Annotated in this window: 14 protein-coding genes; 3 read left to right on the forward strand and 11 right to left on the reverse strand. The window is 64.0% G+C overall.

The window, feature by feature from the left end:
• Positions 1–25: 25 nt before the first annotated feature.
• Positions 26–895, reverse strand: coding sequence for a zinc metalloprotease HtpX (gene htpX, locus ACX5I4_RS16595; protein WP_461837598.1), 870 nt, complete (start codon positions 893–895; stop codon positions 26–28).
• A gap of 187 nt (positions 896–1,082) precedes the next feature.
• A complete protein-coding gene (locus ACX5I4_RS16600) occupies positions 1,083–2,354 on the reverse strand; it encodes an MFS transporter (protein ID WP_461837599.1) in 1,272 nt (423 codons plus the stop codon).
• A gap of 172 nt (positions 2,355–2,526) precedes the next feature.
• On the opposite strand from ACX5I4_RS16600, the gene ACX5I4_RS16605 reads away from it, so the two are divergent.
• The 3 genes from ACX5I4_RS16605 (at position 2,527) to ACX5I4_RS16615 (ending at position 5,303) form a co-directional block, all read left to right on the forward strand.
• The gene (locus ACX5I4_RS16605) at positions 2,527–3,018 is read left to right on the forward strand and encodes a Fur family transcriptional regulator (RefSeq protein ID WP_184738401.1); all 492 of its coding nucleotides are present in this window, start codon (positions 2,527–2,529) and stop codon (positions 3,016–3,018) included.
• The gene (locus ACX5I4_RS16610; RefSeq protein ID WP_461837600.1) at positions 3,015–4,499 is read left to right on the forward strand and encodes a catalase; all 1,485 of its coding nucleotides are present in this window, start codon (positions 3,015–3,017) and stop codon (positions 4,497–4,499) included. Before ACX5I4_RS16605 ends, ACX5I4_RS16610 begins: the two co-directional genes overlap by 4 nt.
• 168 nt (positions 4,500–4,667) lie before the next feature.
• Positions 4,668–5,303: a DUF2461 domain-containing protein gene (locus tag ACX5I4_RS16615; RefSeq protein ID WP_461837601.1), complete on the forward strand. Its 636-nt coding sequence runs from the start codon at positions 4,668–4,670 to the stop codon at positions 5,301–5,303.
• 136 nt (positions 5,304–5,439) lie between these two features.
• On the opposite strand, the gene ACX5I4_RS16620 is transcribed toward ACX5I4_RS16615, so the two are convergent.
• The 9 genes from ACX5I4_RS16620 to ACX5I4_RS16660 all read right to left on the reverse strand — a co-directional run bounded on the left by ACX5I4_RS16620 (position 5,440) and on the right by ACX5I4_RS16660 (position 15,680).
• Positions 5,440–6,984: an amino acid permease gene (locus ACX5I4_RS16620; protein ID WP_461837602.1), complete on the reverse strand. Its 1,545-nt coding sequence runs from the start codon at positions 6,982–6,984 to the stop codon at positions 5,440–5,442.
• Between the two features lie 112 nt (positions 6,985–7,096).
• Positions 7,097–7,513, reverse strand: a complete 417-nt coding sequence (locus tag ACX5I4_RS16625; protein ID WP_461837603.1) for a DUF779 domain-containing protein — start codon at positions 7,511–7,513, stop codon at positions 7,097–7,099.
• Positions 7,513–8,535: an alcohol dehydrogenase AdhP gene (adhP, locus tag ACX5I4_RS16630; RefSeq protein WP_461837604.1), complete on the reverse strand. Its 1,023-nt coding sequence runs from the start codon at positions 8,533–8,535 to the stop codon at positions 7,513–7,515. Before adhP ends, ACX5I4_RS16625 begins: the two co-directional genes overlap by 1 nt.
• 127 nt (positions 8,536–8,662) lie before the next feature.
• Positions 8,663–10,186 carry an acetaldehyde dehydrogenase ExaC gene (exaC, locus tag ACX5I4_RS16635; RefSeq protein ID WP_461837605.1) on the reverse strand — a complete coding sequence of 508 codons (1,524 nt, stop codon included), beginning with the start codon at positions 10,184–10,186 and terminating at the stop codon, positions 8,663–8,665.
• Between the two features lie 125 nt (positions 10,187–10,311).
• Positions 10,312–10,920, reverse strand: coding sequence for a hypothetical protein (locus tag ACX5I4_RS16640; RefSeq protein ID WP_461837606.1), 609 nt, complete (start codon positions 10,918–10,920; stop codon positions 10,312–10,314).
• Positions 10,921–11,003: 83 nt separating this feature from the next.
• Positions 11,004–12,368 (reverse strand): GAF domain-containing protein, encoded by a 1,365-nt coding sequence (locus tag ACX5I4_RS16645; protein ID WP_461837607.1) that lies wholly within the window; start codon positions 12,366–12,368, stop codon positions 11,004–11,006.
• A 102-nt stretch (positions 12,369–12,470) separates the two neighbouring features.
• Positions 12,471–12,743 carry a hypothetical protein gene (locus ACX5I4_RS16650; RefSeq protein ID WP_461837608.1) on the reverse strand — a complete coding sequence of 91 codons (273 nt, stop codon included), beginning with the start codon at positions 12,741–12,743 and terminating at the stop codon, positions 12,471–12,473.
• Positions 12,744–12,775: 32 nt separating this feature from the next.
• Positions 12,776–14,215, reverse strand: coding sequence for an amidase (locus ACX5I4_RS16655; protein ID WP_461837609.1), 1,440 nt, complete (start codon positions 14,213–14,215; stop codon positions 12,776–12,778).
• A 31-nt stretch (positions 14,216–14,246) separates the two neighbouring features.
• Complete coding sequence (locus ACX5I4_RS16660; protein ID WP_461837610.1) at positions 14,247–15,680, reverse strand: FAD-dependent oxidoreductase; 1,434 nt, start codon at positions 15,678–15,680, stop codon at positions 14,247–14,249.
• Positions 15,681–15,796: the final 116 nt, after the last annotated feature.

Genomic DNA, 15,796 nt, shown 5'->3' on the forward strand with positions numbered 1-15,796 from the left:
GTTCGGTGACTCTTGGGACCGCCGGCTAGGAAAGGGGCCGTCCAGCCATCCGCTCGAGCCGCTCGATGCGCTCGCGCATGGGCGGGTGGGTGGCGAACAGCTTGGTCATGGCGCCGCCGCGGAACGGGTTGGCGATCATGAGGTGGGAGGTATTCACAAGGCGCTGATCCCGAGGCAACGGTACCTGCTTCACGCCCGCTTCGATCCTGCGCAGGGCTGAGGCGAGCGCCAGCGGATCGCCGGTGAGCTCCGCGCCGTCGTGGTCGGCGTCGTACTCCCTGGTGCGGGAAATGGCGAGCTGGATCAACGAGGCGGCAAACGGAGCCAGCAACGCCATGGCGATCATCGCAATCGGATTGGCGTTCCGCCGGTCCCCGCCGCCGAAGAACAGCAGCATCTGGCCCACCGAGGTAATGACGCCGGCGACGGCGGCCGCGATGGACGAGGTGAGGATGTCGCGGTTGTAGACGTGCATGAGCTCATGACCGAGGACGCCGCGGAGCTCGCGTGCGTCGAGCAAGTTCAAGATGCCCGCGGTACAGCAGACGGCGGCGTTCTTCGGATTGCGTCCCGTGGCGAAGGCATTGGGGGTCATGGTCGGAGAAATGTAGATCCGCGGTATGGGCTGGTTTGCCCGCACTGAGAGCTCCCGGACGATCTGGTACAACTGGGGAGCCTGCGCTTCCGAGACCGGGTAGGCGGCCATGGAGCGGATGGCGATCTTGTCGCTGTTCCAATATCCGTAAGCCGTTGTCGCGACGCCAACCAGGGCCATGATCCAGATGGGCGCCGCGCTACGGGTGCCCGCGCCGATCACGGCGCCGAGTCCCAGCAGCACCGCCCAGAGCACACCGAACAGCGCTGCGGTTTTCAGGCCATTGTGATGATTGTGCACTTCACTACTTTCTTGCAGTTGTCTCGCTGTTGTCTATGTCCCGATTAACGCCGACGGCGGTCCGGACGTTCCGGCGTGGGGCTGCGGAATGCGCACAGCCCACCCAACTGACTGGCAGTTGTTGTCGTTCTGAGCCGTTTTAGCGACAACAACTGTCAGCTACTTGGGCATAGGGCTGGGCACCGTGTTAGGGCACCGGGTGAACGGAGTCGTACCGGAGGAACCCGCGCTGCCAACGGGCCACGAGCCAGGCCAGTACCGCGCACAGCACGCCGCCCAGGAGTAGCACCCAGCCCTCGCTGAGAACTTTGGTGACGCCACCAGCGAGCATGTCCCCCACTCGCGGACCTCCGGCAACCACCACGATGAACACGCCCTGCAACCGTCCCCGCATGTGGTCCGGAGTGGCCGATTGCAGGATGGTTGTGCGAAAGACTGCGCTGACGGAGTCCGAGATTCCGGCAAGGGCACAACAGATGGCGGCAGGGATGATCCAAGGCGTCACGCCGCCACGACCGGCATCGCCCGCAAGGACCACCACCAGGCCGAAGGCCGCGATGGAGAAGCCCCAACCAGCGACGGCCCACACTACCGCGCTGCCCTGGCGCCGCACCCTTCCCAGGGGGCCGGAGAACAGTCCGGCGAGGAAAGCGCCAACGGCAACGGAGGCGAGCAGCACGCCCACGGTGGTGTCACCGCCGCCGATCAGGGTGGCGCCGATGGCAGGCATCAGGGCGCGCGGCTGGGCGCAGATCATGGCGATGAGGTCGATGATGAAGGTCATGCGGAGATTGGGCCGGGTGCCCAGGAATCGGAAGCCCTCGACGACGGAGCGCAGGCCGGGTGCCGACGCATTCTCGGCCGCGGGAAGGGGTGGAAGCTTGAACAGGCTCCAGAGCGCGAAAGCAAAGCTGACGGCGTCGATCGTGTAGGTCCAGCCATAACCGCTCGATGCAACCAGTACGCCGGCAAGCAAGGGGCCCGCCGTCATGGATATGCCCATGTTGAGCATGCTCAGCGCGTTGGCCGCGGGCAGCAGCTCCTTGCGGACCAGCAACGGAATAATGGCGCTGCGTGCGGGCCCGTTGATGCCTTGCGCGCCACTTTGGATCGCAACGAGCGCAAAGAGGATCCAGACATTGTTGAGCTGGAACCAGGCTTGGAACGCGAGGGCAACACTGCAGGCCCATAAAACGAGGGAAGAAACGATCGCGACTTTCCGTCGGTCGTAGGCATCGGAAATGGCACCACCGAACAAACCCGCAATCACCAGCGGAACCAGGGCAAAGATGCTGAGCAGGCCGACGTAGAGGCTCTGCTGGGTGATGCTGTAGACCTCGAGGCTCACGGCAACAAGCGTTAACTGTGATCCGACCATCGACACGGAAGACCCGAGCCACAGGCGGCGGAATGCGGGGCTTTCGCGAAGCGGGGTCATGTCAGCGAGGAGTTTTGCCACCGTCCAACCCTACCCATCAACGCACCGTCCCTCCGGACCGCCGCGTGGGCCGGGGTTCGCTGCTGCCGTGCGGTCCGCCGTCGCGCCCGCGTGCCGGCCGCCGTCGGCGGGTTCATCTGAAGTTAGCCTCACCTTATTGTGAAGTACTCATAATAAGTGCTTCAATGGGCGTATGGCAGATCACACGGCAGACCAGGAAGCGTGGGCTTCCGCCCTGCATTCCCACGGACGCCGCGTGACCAAGCAGCGTCTTGCGGTCCTCGCGGCCGTTCAGCACAATCCGCATTCCCCGGCCGAAGGCATCCTGGCTGCCGCGCGCAAGGATCTTCCAGAACTGACAGCGCAGTCTGTTTATGTGGTGCTGAGCGACCTCACGGACCTGCAGATGCTGCGACGCTTCGAACCGCCCCACTCTCCCGCGCTGTACGAGACGCGCGTGGGCGACAACCACCACCACGCCGTGTGCATCAGTTGCGGCCGGGTGGAGGATGTCGACTGCGCCGTAGGCCATGCCCCTTGCCTCACCCCGCACTGGGATGAGCACTCCAAACCCATGACCATCCAGATCGCAGACGTCCTGTACCAAGGCATCTGCCAGGACTGCCAGGCCAAACAACAGCTTCCTACTCAAACGCAAGTAACCCACGAAATAGGAGAACGATGACCGCGAACATTTCGACAACACAGTCGGGCGCACCCGTCACCTCGGATGCGCATTCCAAGTCCGTTGGCGCCGATGGTGCCATCATCCTGACCGACCACTATCTGGTGGAAAAGCTCGCACAGTTCAACCGCGAGCGCGTCCCGGAGCGTGTTGTCCACGCCAAGGGTGGCGGCGCTTTCGGTACCTTCAAGACTTCCTCGGACGTTTCCAAGTACACCAAGGCAGCCTTGTTCCAGCCCGGCGTCGAGACGGACATGCTCATCCGCTTCTCCTCCGTTGCAGGCGAGAACGGCTCCCCGGACACCTGGCGCGACCCCCGCGGCTTCGCCGTCAAGTTCTACACTTCCGAGGGTAACTACGACCTCGTAGGCAACAACACTCCGGTATTCTTCATCCGCGACGGCATCAAGTTCCCGGACTTCATCCACTCCCAGAAGCGCCTCCCGGGCACCCACCTGCGCGACGCCGACATGCAGTGGGATTTCTGGACCCTCTCCCCCGAGTCCGCACACCAGGTCACTTGGCTCATGGGCGACCGTGGACTGCCCGCTTCCTGGCGTGAAATGCAGGGCTACGGCTCGCACACTTACCAGTGGATCAACGCCGAGGGCGAGCGATTCTGGGTCAAGTACCACTTCAAGTCCAACCAGGGCGTCAAGACCATCACGGGTGACCAGGCTGAAGAACTGGCCGGCTCGGACGCAGACTTCTACATCCGCGACCTCCAGGAAAACATTGCCGCCGGCAACTTCCCGTCCTGGGAACTGCATGTCCAGGTCATGCCCTACGAGGACGCCAAGACCTACCGCTTCAACCCGTTCGACCTCACCAAGGTCTGGCCGCACGCGGACTACCCGCTGATCCACGTGGGCACCATGGAGCTCAACAAGAACCCGGAGAACTACTTCGCCCAGATCGAGCAGGCCACCTTTGCGCCGTCGAACTTCGTTCCCGGTATCGCAGCTTCCCCGGACAAGATGCTGCAGGCCCGCATCTTCTCCTACGCCGACGCACACCGTTACCGTGTCGGCACCAACCACGCCCAGATCCCGGTAAACCAGCCGAAGAACCAGGTCAACAACTACAGCCAGGACGGCGCAGGACGCTACCTGTTCAACGCTCCTTCGGTTCCGGTCTACGCACCGAACTCCGTAGGTGGCCCGGCTGCCGTTGAACCGCAGAACCCGGCAGGCGGCTGGGAGAACGACGGCGAGCTGACGCTCTCCGCACACTCCCTGCACGCCGAGGACGGCGACTTCGTCCAGGCCGGCGCTCTCTACCGCGAGGTGTACGACGACGGCGCCAAGGCCCGTCTGCTGGACACCATCACGGGCGCTGTGGGCGGCGTCAAGAGCGCCGACATCAAGGAACGTGCCATCCAGTACTGGACCAACGTCGACGCCGAACTCGGCGCCAAGCTGCGCGCCAACCTCGGCGCTGGCGAAGGCGAGTCGGCTGCTGAAGCGGCCAACAAGCTCTAACAACGTCCATAAATAGGCAACCCCGCTGCGGATTCTCCGTGGCGGGGTTGCCTCTTTAAGACGTGGCGGCCGCCTCGCCAAGACGTAGTGGGGTGCCTTGCCAAGAATTATCCACATACGGGATTCCGGCTATGGCCACCGCTCCGGAAGCATCCATAGGATCCTTTCATGAGCACATTTACCGGGATCCCCGCCGCCGCCATCGCCTTCTATGCCGAGCTTGAAGAGAACAACAACCGCGAATGGTGGCTGGCGCACAAGGACATCTACGACTCCGCCGTCAAGGAGCCGTTAACGCTATTGCTGGAGGAGCTCGAGCCAAGGTTCGGACCGGGCAAGGTTTTCCGCCCCAACAGGGATATCCGCTTCTCCCCGGACAAGTCCCCTTACAAGACGGCGCAGGGAGCGTTTGCCGCCCACAAGGAGGGTGTGGGCTTCTACCTTCAGCTCAATGCGGACGGGTTGTTCGTGGGCGGCGGTTGCCACTCCCGCACCCCGGAGCAGATCGCCCGGTTCCGCGCCGCCACGGATGCACCGGCCAGCGGAGAGGAACTCCAGAAAATCGTCGATGCCATCGCCGCGGCAGGTTTCGCGGTGGAGGGCGAGAAACTTAAGACCGTGCCGCGCGGTTTCGACAAAGACCATCCCCGCGCCGAACTCCTGAAGCACAAGTCCCTGTCTGCCGGTGTGAGCTTGGGAGAACCGGAATGGATGTCGCAGCCCTCAGCCAAGGATGAGATCGCCCAACGTTGGGAGGTACTGCGGCCGCTCGTGGAGTGGGTCAACGAGCACGCGGCGCCGTAATCGTAGGGTCGAAAGCGTCGGAAAAGCCCGCTCGCGCCTAGGAACTGCGTTCCCTAGGAGCTGCGTTCCCGGGGAACGTGCGTCCTGAGCCCGAGGGGGCCGTGAGTCCGGCCGGGCAGTGAGCCCAGTCCCGGGATCAGACCTTGCTGAGGCTATCCTCGTCGTCGCTTGAGTCGCTGCTCTTGCCGGAGACCGCCGCCTTGGCCGCAGCGAACTTCTCGTTCAAGCGGGAGTGGCGCTGCCCATAGGCAAAGTAGATGACAAGTCCGATCGCCAACCAGAAGGCGAAGAAGATCCAGGTCTCCACAGCAAGGTTCGTCATCAGGTAGAGGCACAGCACAGCCGAGACCACCGGAAGCACCTTACCGAAAGGAACCCGGAAAGCCGGCTTCAGGTCCGGGCGCTTCTTGCGCAGGACCAGAATGCCCAGGCTCACCATGACGAACGCCGAAAGGGTGCCGATGTTGATCATTTCCTCCAGGAGATCCACATTGGTCAGACCGGCTACGATCGCCACGGCCGCGCCACAAATGATCTGGAGGCGCACCGGCGTCGAACGCTTGTCGCTCGTCTTGGACAGCGAGCGCGGGAGCAAACCGTCGCGGCTCATGGCCAAGACCACGCGGGCCAGGCCCATGAGGAGCACCATGATGACGGTGGTCAAACCGATCAGGGAACCGAAGGCAATGACCTTGGCCGCGTCGGTATTTCCAACGGCCTCGAAGGCCGTGGTCAGGGTGGGGCTCTTGGCGTCGGCCAGTTGTGTGTAGGACACCATGCCGGTCAGGGCCAGGGAGACCAGGATGTACAGCAGCGTCACGAGCGCCAGTCCGCCGAAGATGCCCCGCGGCAGGGTCTTCTGCGGGTTCTTGACCTCTTCCGCGGAGGTGGCGACCACGTCGAAGCCAATGAATGCAAAGAACACCAGGGCTGCACCGGCAAAAATGCCCAGAGTTCCGTATTGGGCCGGAACCGCGCCGGTGAGGAAGCCGAAGAAGGACTGCTTCATGACGTCGGCGCCGTCGTTGCCGCCGGTGGGCTGCGATGCGGGAACAAAGGGCGTGTAGTTGGAGAACTTGACGTAGGTGAAGCCCACCACAATCACGAACAGCACCACGGCGATCTTGATCAGCGTGAAGATGTTGCCCACGCGGGCAGAGAGCTTGGTGCCGAGCACCAGGAGCACCGTAAAGATCGCGACAATCAGGAACGCGCCCCAGTAGAGGTCCACGCCAGCGATGTTCAGCGCCGGCGGCATGTCGACGCCCATAAGGCCGAACACCTTGCTCAGGTAGATGCCCCAGTACTTGGCGATGACAGCGGCAGCCGTGAAGAGCTCAAGGATGAGGTTCCAACCAATGATCCAGGCGAGGACTTCACCCATGGTGGCGTAGGTGAAGACGTAGGCGGACCCGGCCACGGGAATGGCGGTGGCGAATTCGGCGTAGCACATGATGGCCAGGGCGCACGTGACGGCTGCGACAGCGAAGGAAATCGTCACGGCGGGGCCGGCAAAGTTGGCGGCGGCTTTGGCGCCGACGGAGAAGATCCCGGCGCCGACAGCGACGGCGACACCCATGATCATCAGGTCCCAGGTACTGAGGGAACGCTTGAGCTTGCGTCCGGGTTCATCGGCGTCCGCAATGGACTGCTCGATTGACTTGGTCCGGAAGAGGTTCATAGAAGAGTCCACAATCTTGATGGGGAGGTAGAAACAGACTCATCAAGAGTAGTGTCCATCCAATGGACGCTCACATTTGTCCCAAATCGTGAGACGCCTGGGCTGCTCCTCGTCAGAGCTTGGGGACGTTCCAATTCATCAAGGTGGAGCGGATGAGGAAGCGTTTGCCCTCTGGCGATTCCACGGAGAAGCCACTCCCCCGGCCGGCCACCACGTCCACGGTCAGGTGGGTGTGCGACCAGTAGTTGAACTGTTCCCTGGACATCCAGAACTCCAAAGGCTGCGGCCGTTCGAGGTCGCCGAGGTCGAAAAGGCCGAGCAAAACGTCCGAGTCGCCGGTAATGAATTCGCCGGCCGGGTAGCACATGGGCGAGGAACCGTCGCAGCAACCACCGGACTGGTGGAACATGAGCGGCCCGTGCTGCCCCCACAACTTCTTGAGCAGTTCGATGGAAGCGGCGGTGAGCGCCACCCGGGAAAAGTCTTCCCCGGGCAGCGTCACTGCGGCGTCAAGCCTGGTGTGGGGCATTAGAACCTCAGCACCACACGGCCGTCGATCTTGGCATGCTTCATCTCGTCAAAGACCGCGTTGACCTCGGAGAGTTCACGCGTGGACACGGTCGGGTGGATCTTGCCCTGCGCGTAGAAGTCCAGCGCTTCCTCCAGGTCCTGGCGCGTCCCCACGATCGAGCCACGGACCGTCAGGCCCTTGAGCACAATCTCGAAGATCGGTGCCGGGAAATCTCCCGGAGGTAGTCCGTTGAAGACGATGGTCCCGCCACGCCTGGCCATGCCGATCGCCTGCCCGAACGCCGAGGGGTGCACTGCCGTGACCAAGACGCCGTGGCAGCCTCCGGTTTCGCGCTGGATGACTTCCGCGGGATCTTCGTGCAGAGCGTTGACCGTAAGCTCGGCACCGTGTTTCTTGGCGAGGGCGAGCTTGTCGTCGGCGATGTCCACTGCGGCAACCCGCAGGCCCATGGCCACTGCGTATTGGACCGCGATGTGGCCCAGGCCGCCGATGCCGGAAATGGTGACCCATTGGCCCGGCTTGGCCTCGGTCATCTTCAATCCCTTGTAGACGGTGACGCCGGCGCACAGCACCGGGGCAACCTCCACGGGGTCCGAACCTGCCGGGATCCTCGCGGCGAACCGGCTGTCCACCAGCATGTACTCCCCGAAGGAGCCGTCCACGCTGTAGCCGGCGTTCTTCTGTGCTTCGCACAGCGTTTCCCAGCCGGTCCGGCAGAACTGGCAGTCGCCACAGGCAGACCAGAGCCAGGCGTTGCCCACCAGGTCTCCGACGGCCAGGTCGGTGACGCCCTCACCGATGGCCACCACTTCGCCCACGCCTTCGTGGCCTGGTACGAACGGCGGGGAGGGCTTGACTGGCCAGTCCCCCTCCGCGGCGTGCAGGTCGGTGTGGCACACGCCGGTGGTCATGACCTTGACCAGTGCTTCCCCTCGGCCAGGAATGGGAATCGGGAGGGACTGGATCTGAAGGTCTTTCCCGAATTCGGTTACTACGGCTGCTTGCATTGTCGTCGTCATTGGCGAAATCCTTGCGTCGTTAGAGCTAGGTGGTGCGGTGTGGGTGCTGCTGCTTTCCTGAGGGGTGGCCAGGTGGATCGGTGGGGAGGGATCTGTGCTGATCCCTCCCCACCGGGCTAAGTGCGGCTTAGAAGAAGCCGAGCTTGTTTTCGTTGTAGCTGACCAGGAGGTTCTTGGTCTGCTGGTAGTGGTCCAGCATCATCGCGTGGTTCTCACGGCCGATGCCGGAGGACTTGTAGCCGCCGAACGCGGCGCCGGCGGGGTAGGCGTGGTAGTTGTTGACCCAGACGCGGCCGGCCTGGATTTCCCGGCCTGCCCGGTACGCGACGTTCCCGTTGCGGGACCAGACGCCGGCGCCGAGTCCGTACAGGGTGTCGTTGGCGATGCCGATGGCGTCGTCGTAGTCGCTGAACTTCGTCACGGAAACCACCGGGCCGAAGATCTCCTCCTGGAAAATCCGCATCCGGTTGTGGCCCTCGAAGATGGTCGGCTGGACGTAGTAGCCGCCAGCGAGGTCACCGTCGAGCTGGGCACGGGCGCCGCCGGTGAGGACCTTGGCGCCTTCCTGCTTTCCGATGTCGATGTAGGAGAGGATCTTCTCCAGCTGGTCGTTGGAGGCCTGGGCGCCGATCTGGGTGTCGGTGTCCAGCGGGTTGCCCTGGATGATCTTGTTGGTGCGGGCCACGGCGTCGGCCATGAAGGAGTCGTAGATGCCTTCCTGGACCAGGGCGCGCGACGGGCAGGTGCAGACTTCGCCTTGGTTGAAGGCAAAGAGGGTGAAGCCTTCCTGGGCCTTGTCGTAGAACGCGTCGTTCTGCACGGCGACGTCGTCGAAGAATATGTTCGGGCTCTTGCCACCCAGCTCCAGGGTCACCGGGATCAGGTTCTGGCTCGCGTACTGGCTGATCAGCCGGCCCGTAGTGGTCTCGCCGGTGAAGGCAATCTTGCGGATCCGGGGGCTGGACGCCAGAGGCTTGCCAGCCTCGACGCCAAAGCCGTTGACGACGTTGACCACGCCGGCGGGCAGCAGATCGCTGATCAGCTCCATCAGGACCAGGATGGAGGACGGGGTCTGCTCGGCGGGCTTGAGGACGACGGCGTTGCCCGCGGCCAAGGCCGGGGCGAGCTTCCACACGGCCATCAGAATCGGGAAGTTCCACGGGATGATCTGGCCCACCACGCCGAGCGGCTCGCGGAAGTGGTACGCGGTGGTGTCCTCGTCCAACTGGGACAAATGGCCTTCCTGCGCACGGACCGCGGAAGCGAAGTAGCGGAAGTGGTCCGCTGCCAAGGGAATGTCCGCGTTGAGGGTTTCGCGAATGGGCTTGCCGTTGTCCCAGGTCTCGGCGACTGCCAGCAGCTCGGTATTCTCGTCAATCCGGTCGGCGATCTTGTTCAGGATCGCGGCGCGTTCCGTGGCCGAGGTCCTGCCCCAGGACGGCGCCACCTTGTGAGCGGCGTCTAGGGCCAGTTCGATGTCCTCGGCCGTGCCCCGTGCAACCTCGCAGAAGGCCTTCCCGGTCACTGGAGTGATGTTCTCGAAGTACTGCCCCTTGACCGGGGCAACCCACTCGCCGCCGATCCAGTTCTCGTAACGGTCCTTGAACGTGACCTTCGAACCCTCGGCACCCGGCTGTGCATAAACAGTCATTGCTAGCTCCTTTGCTCCGCATGATGGTGGCTTTGCTGTGCCTTCAGCGTAGGAGCGGGAAGGTTGCAGGCAGGTTGCAACGGTGTGGTTCAGATCACTTGGAGGCTGGTTCGACGGCTTGAAGCCTAGAGGCCCGCAGGGAACGCAAATGAGCTCGGAAGCGGCGACGGCGCCGCTCCGAAGGAGAGTACTACCTCGTCATGAGCCTTGAGGACGACGTCTGACACTGGAACATCCTGCTTTGCGCCGTTCACGTAGGCAGTCCAGCCGCCGGTTCCGCCGTGCGGCGCTCCGGTGGCGTCCTTGCCGTCCAGGACTCCCCATTCGGTGAGGACCTGGCCGAGCGTGTACTTCAGTCCGGCGGTAGGCGCTTCGATGTGGAGGACGCCGGATGTGTCGTGGGTGTGCAGAGCCGAGATTCCGTTCGGCCGCCCGTCGGCCCCGAAACTGAAGCCGATCTCAGCCGGGACGGTGACGGGTTTGCCGTCCACCAGTACGTCAAGATGGGCGTGGTAGTGCTCGGCGGTGCCTTCGGCCGTCAGAATGTCCAGGCCGGCAGCCTTGATTCTCTGCGCGCCCGCGGCGGGATCGAGCTCCCAGGCCGGTACAGCCGTAGTGGCCAAAGCGGAGGCCGTTGCCGATGATGGCGCGGTTTGGGCAGGTGCCGCGCAGGCTGTGACTCCGGCAAGGAGTCCGGACACGGTCAGTGCGACGGCGAGGCGCTTGTTCGACACAGAGGGAGCTTCTTTCGTTTGACTGCCTCTTACGATACGGGCCGAAACTCGGTATTTCCCGAGTGCCACACGATTGGCCAGCGTCAGGCCGACATCTCCGTTTCCAAGCGCTCAAGCTCGGCGACGACGGCGGCCCGTTTGGGCGAGCGCGGCGGCAGGAGCTTGAGGGCGGCAAGCCGGACATCGACGTCGTTCTTCGCCTCAGGCAGGCCCGCATACTTGAGCAGCGCCTCGGCACTGCCGTCGTTGAGGACGGCCTCACGCAAGAGTGCGGAGACCTTCTGGCGAAGCTCCACAATGCCGGGGGCTTCCGAGTGCGGCAGGACGGCGCCCTTGTAGATTTCCAAGGCGATGCGGTGGGCGCCCCGTTGCAGGCAGGAGAGCACCTGGGCAGCATCCTGGCCGAGGTCGATCGGGAGCCGGTACGGGCGTGATTCGGGGACCGCCGCGGGATCGAGTTCGTGCAGCACCTTGCGCAGGCGCACCATTTCTGCCCGGAGGGTGACGGTGAAACCATCTCCCGGATACAAGGCCAGTGCCAGTTCTTCGGCGCTCAGCCCCTCGGGATGGGCGCCCAGCAGAGCCAGGATCTCGCTGTGCCTGGCGGAAAGGGCAACGCTTCGCCCGCCCATGCTCAACAGCGCCTGGTCGCGGCCCAGCAGCTGGAGGCTGTTCCGGTACAGGCCTCTGCCCTGCCGCGAGCCGGCAGCGGTAGGTGGGTGCCGGCGTCGGGCAGGCGCAGAGTGCTTGGTGGCAGCGAGCTGGAGCCTTTCCACGCGCAACTGGGCCTGCGCTGCCGCCACTGTCGCTTCAACCAGGGAAAGCGTGTGGGGTGCGACGGCGGCTTCCGTGCCGGTGATGTCGACGACGCCGAGGAGCGCTCCGGAGTCAGGGTCGTGGAAGGGCACCGCGGTGCAGCTCCACGGATGGACGGAGCGTTTGTAGTGCTCGGCGCCGGATATCTGGATGCCGCGTCCCAAGGCGAGCGCTGTGCCAGGAGCGCTCGTACCGACCGCCGCTTCGGACCAGTCCGCCCCTGCCACGAACATCATGCCTTCGGCACGCCGCCGCATCGCGGGATTTCCGTCCACCCACAGCAGCCGGCCGAGCTCGTCCCCCACAGCAACCAGGAGCCCGCTGTCGTAGCTGGGCTGGATGAGGAGCTTCTGGATGACAGGCATGATGATGGCCAGCGGGTGTTGGCGGCGGTACTCCTCAAGCTCGTCGATGTCCATGGCCACGGGAGCTTCGGGCTGGTCCGGGTTCGCCTTAAGCTGCGCGGATCGCTGCCAGGATTCCTTGATCAGGCTGCGCAAACCGGGAAGCTCCGTGGCGTCGGGAGGCCCAAAGCGCCAGGTGTCCAGTTGCTCATGTCCAGCGCGGGCATGACGCTGCAACAGCTCGGCGACATCATTGACCGAAGCTGCCGGATGGATCGGATTCCTCATCGAACTCCCAAAACCGGACGCAGCACAGTACGGGCCAGTCTAGTTGGGTCTCGAGGCTTTGCCTATGATGCCGCCAAATCCGACGCGCTGGTTCGACACCGCTCACTCCGGGTGGAATTCGTACGACTCGACTTCGCCCAACGCTTCGATCCGAGGTACGGGCAGGCCGACTTCCGCAACGAGTTCCGCGAAACTATGGCCACGGCTAAAACGATCAAACGTTTCGCGATCCGGGCAGGTGTCATAGACCGAAATACCTGCGTCGGTGGATAGGCACACATGGACCTTCAACGCGCCGGTTGGCAGGAGGCCCACCATCCGCTTGTGACCTTCCAGCAGTTGAGCGGGATCCCCGTCGAAATGGTAGACGCCCATGAACATTGGTTTTCTCCTGTCTTGCTTCAGCTTCAGAGCGATGCCGACAAAGCTGCCGCGAGGGCTTCGGGTTTCCGGTCCGCCCAGGGTGCGGCTTTCTCGAGCTGGCCCGCCAAGCGAAAGAGCGTGGCCTCATCCCCGAAGCGGCCAAGGAAGGACATGCCCACCGGCAGGCCGGCCGTGTCGACTCCGAGTGGCACCGACATGGCCGGGTTGCCCGAGATGTTGGCATACTCGCCGTCGAACATGAGGAAGCGGCCGGCTTCGCGCTCCCCGCGCAACGGTTCTTCTTCGGTTCCACGCAGGGTTCCGAGAGGCAGGGGTGGCCAGCCGACGGTGGGGGTCATCCAGACATCGAATTCCTCGAAGAACCCAGCCAGGCGGCGGCTGAAGCGCTGCAATTCCTCCATGCCGAGGAGGTATTGCCCGCCTGTCACGGCCCGCGAGCGCTCGAAATTGGCCGCGGTGAACGGCTCGATCTCACCGGCTTCCGGCGGCCTGCCCATCCGATGCGTCCAGTACGCTTCTATCCACGCGATCGCGCCTCCATAGACGGCCCTGACCGCGCGGTGCCCGGCCCGGCCTAGGGTCTCGGGGTGCGCTTCCGTGACACTGTGGCCCAGTCCAGCTAGCAATTCCAAGGTTTCCTCGAACGCCCTCATGTAGTCCGGATGCACTTGTTGCCCCGAGTTGGGGGTCGCGGTTGCTGCGATGCGCAGCTTTCCAGGAACAGTGCCGGCTTCAAGCAGGAAGGGCCGGGCCTGGGGCGGCGCCCAATAGGGATCACCGAGTGACTGACCGGCCGTCGCGTCGAGGAGAGCCGCCGAATCGCGCACGCTCCGGGTCAGGGCATGTTCCACCGCAAAGCCCCCGGCCACGTCGCCATACTCGGGCCCCATGGGAACCCGTCCGCGGGTCGGCTTGAACCCGAAAACTCCACACCATGCAGCGGGGTAGCGAAGGGATCCGCCAAGATCGTTCCCGTGCGCCATAGGGACCATTCCGGAGGCGACGGCGGCGGCGGACCCGCCGCTGGAGCCGCTCGTGGACAGCCCCAAATCCCAAGGATTGCGCGTGGCCCCGTGGAGCGCCGGCTCGCAATGTGGGCTGAGCCCGAATTCCGGCGTGTTGGTCTTCCCGAGGATGGCTAGTCCGGCCCGGCGGTACCGGCGTACCAGCTCCTGGTCATGGCTTGAGATGTTGTCCTTCAACCAGCGGGAGCCTTCGGTGAAAGGCGCTCCGGCGATCTCCAGCGACAGGTCCTTCACCAGGAAGGGAACCCCGGGAAACGGCGCGTCAGGAGCCGGATCTTCCGCCCCGGGTTCCAAGTGCGCGACGATGCAATGCAGAACCGGATCGATCTCCCGGATGCGCTCGCGGCCGGCGTCGAGCAGTTCGCTCGGCGAAATCGCGCCGCTCCGCACCAGTTCTGCTTGCCCGACGGCGTCAGTCCAGCGGAGCTCCTCGTCCATGGCTCATTTTAGGACCAGGCGCCGCGAGCCGCTAGGCGCGGGAGATCCCGATCATGTCCTCGCGCGCGACCACCTTGATGCGTTCGCGTACGACGCCGATGCCCGGGTTTTCCGCGGTCCATGCGGCGCCCAGGGCTACTTCGTGCGCATCGAGCTTGTTCCAGCCTTCCCAGGTGGTGTACTCGATCCCCCGCTCTTCCAGGAGGTTGATGATGGCCTGCGGGTCCGGGTTTTCGGCCGGGGGCAGCGTGAGGCGGTCCTCCAACAGGCACCCGATGGTCTCCAAGGCGTCGCCCTTGGTGTGCCCGATCAGCCCGACTGGTCCGCGCTTGATCCAGCCCGTGGCGTAGATGCCGGGTACCGGCTTGCCGTTGGCGTCCAGCACCCGTCCGCCGTCGTTCGGAATGACACCCCGGCGGGCATCGTACTCAAGCTCGTCCAGCGGCGAACCGTGGTAGCCGATGGCGCGGTAAACGGCCTGGATGGGATAGTCCACGAACTCGCCGGTGCCTTTGACATTGCCTGTGCCGTCCAGCTGCATGCGCTCGAACTTGATGCTGGAGACCTTTCCGGAGCCGTCTTCCGACACGATTTCCACCGGGCTGTGCAGGAAGTGCAGGTGCAGCCGGCGCGAGGAGGGCTGTTCGGCTTCGGCATGTTCCTCGACGAGCCAGTTGGTCAGCGTGTTGACCATGGTCTTGATCTGGTTGTTGCTGCGGATGGCTTCGTCGGAGGCTTCATCGAATTCGAAGTCCTCCGGGTACAGCACAATGTCCACGTCGTTGGAGTGCGAGAGCTCGCGCAGTTCCAGCGGAGTGAACTTGATTTGTGCAGGTCCGCGGCGGCCGAAGACATGCACGTCGGTGACCGGGGAAGCCTTGAGGGCGGCATAGACGTTGTCCGGGATTTCGGTCACCAGGAGGTCATCCGCGTGCTTGGAGAGCATGCGCGCCACGTCCAGTGCCACGTTGCCGTTGCCGATGACCGCCACTTCCTTGGCGTCCAGTGGCCAATCGCGGGGGACATCCGGGTGTCCGTCATACCAAGACACGAAGTCGGCTCCACCAAACGAGCCCTCCAGTTCCACGCCAGGGATGTTCAGCTCGGCATCCTTGACTGCTCCCGTGGAGAAGATCACCGCGTCATAGAAAGCCCGGAAGTCATGCAGCGTGAGGTCGCGGCCGTACGTGACATTGCCAAGGAATCGGATATCGCCGCGATCAAGGACCTTGTGAAGCGCGTTGACGATGCCCTTGATGCGGGGGTGGTCCGGCGCCACGCCATAGCGGATCAGGCCGTACGGCGCAGGGTATGCCTCGAAAAGGTCGATGCTGACCTCGACGTCGCCATCCTTGACCTCGTTGGATTTGGTCAGGATGTCCGCGGCGTACACGCCGGCCGGTCCTGCGCCGACAATGGCGACACGCAGCGGACGTTTTGAGGTGGTTTCGGCCGAGTTGGACACCGTGAACCCTTCTGAGACGGGAATCCGCCCCGCGTAGTGGGGCGCGCAGTTTCCAATTCTAGTTCTCAGTTGCCTGTTGAATGTCAGCGGGCGGCAGGAGTGACACGGTGAGGCGA

The organism is Arthrobacter sp. MMS24-S77, assembly GCF_054888235.1.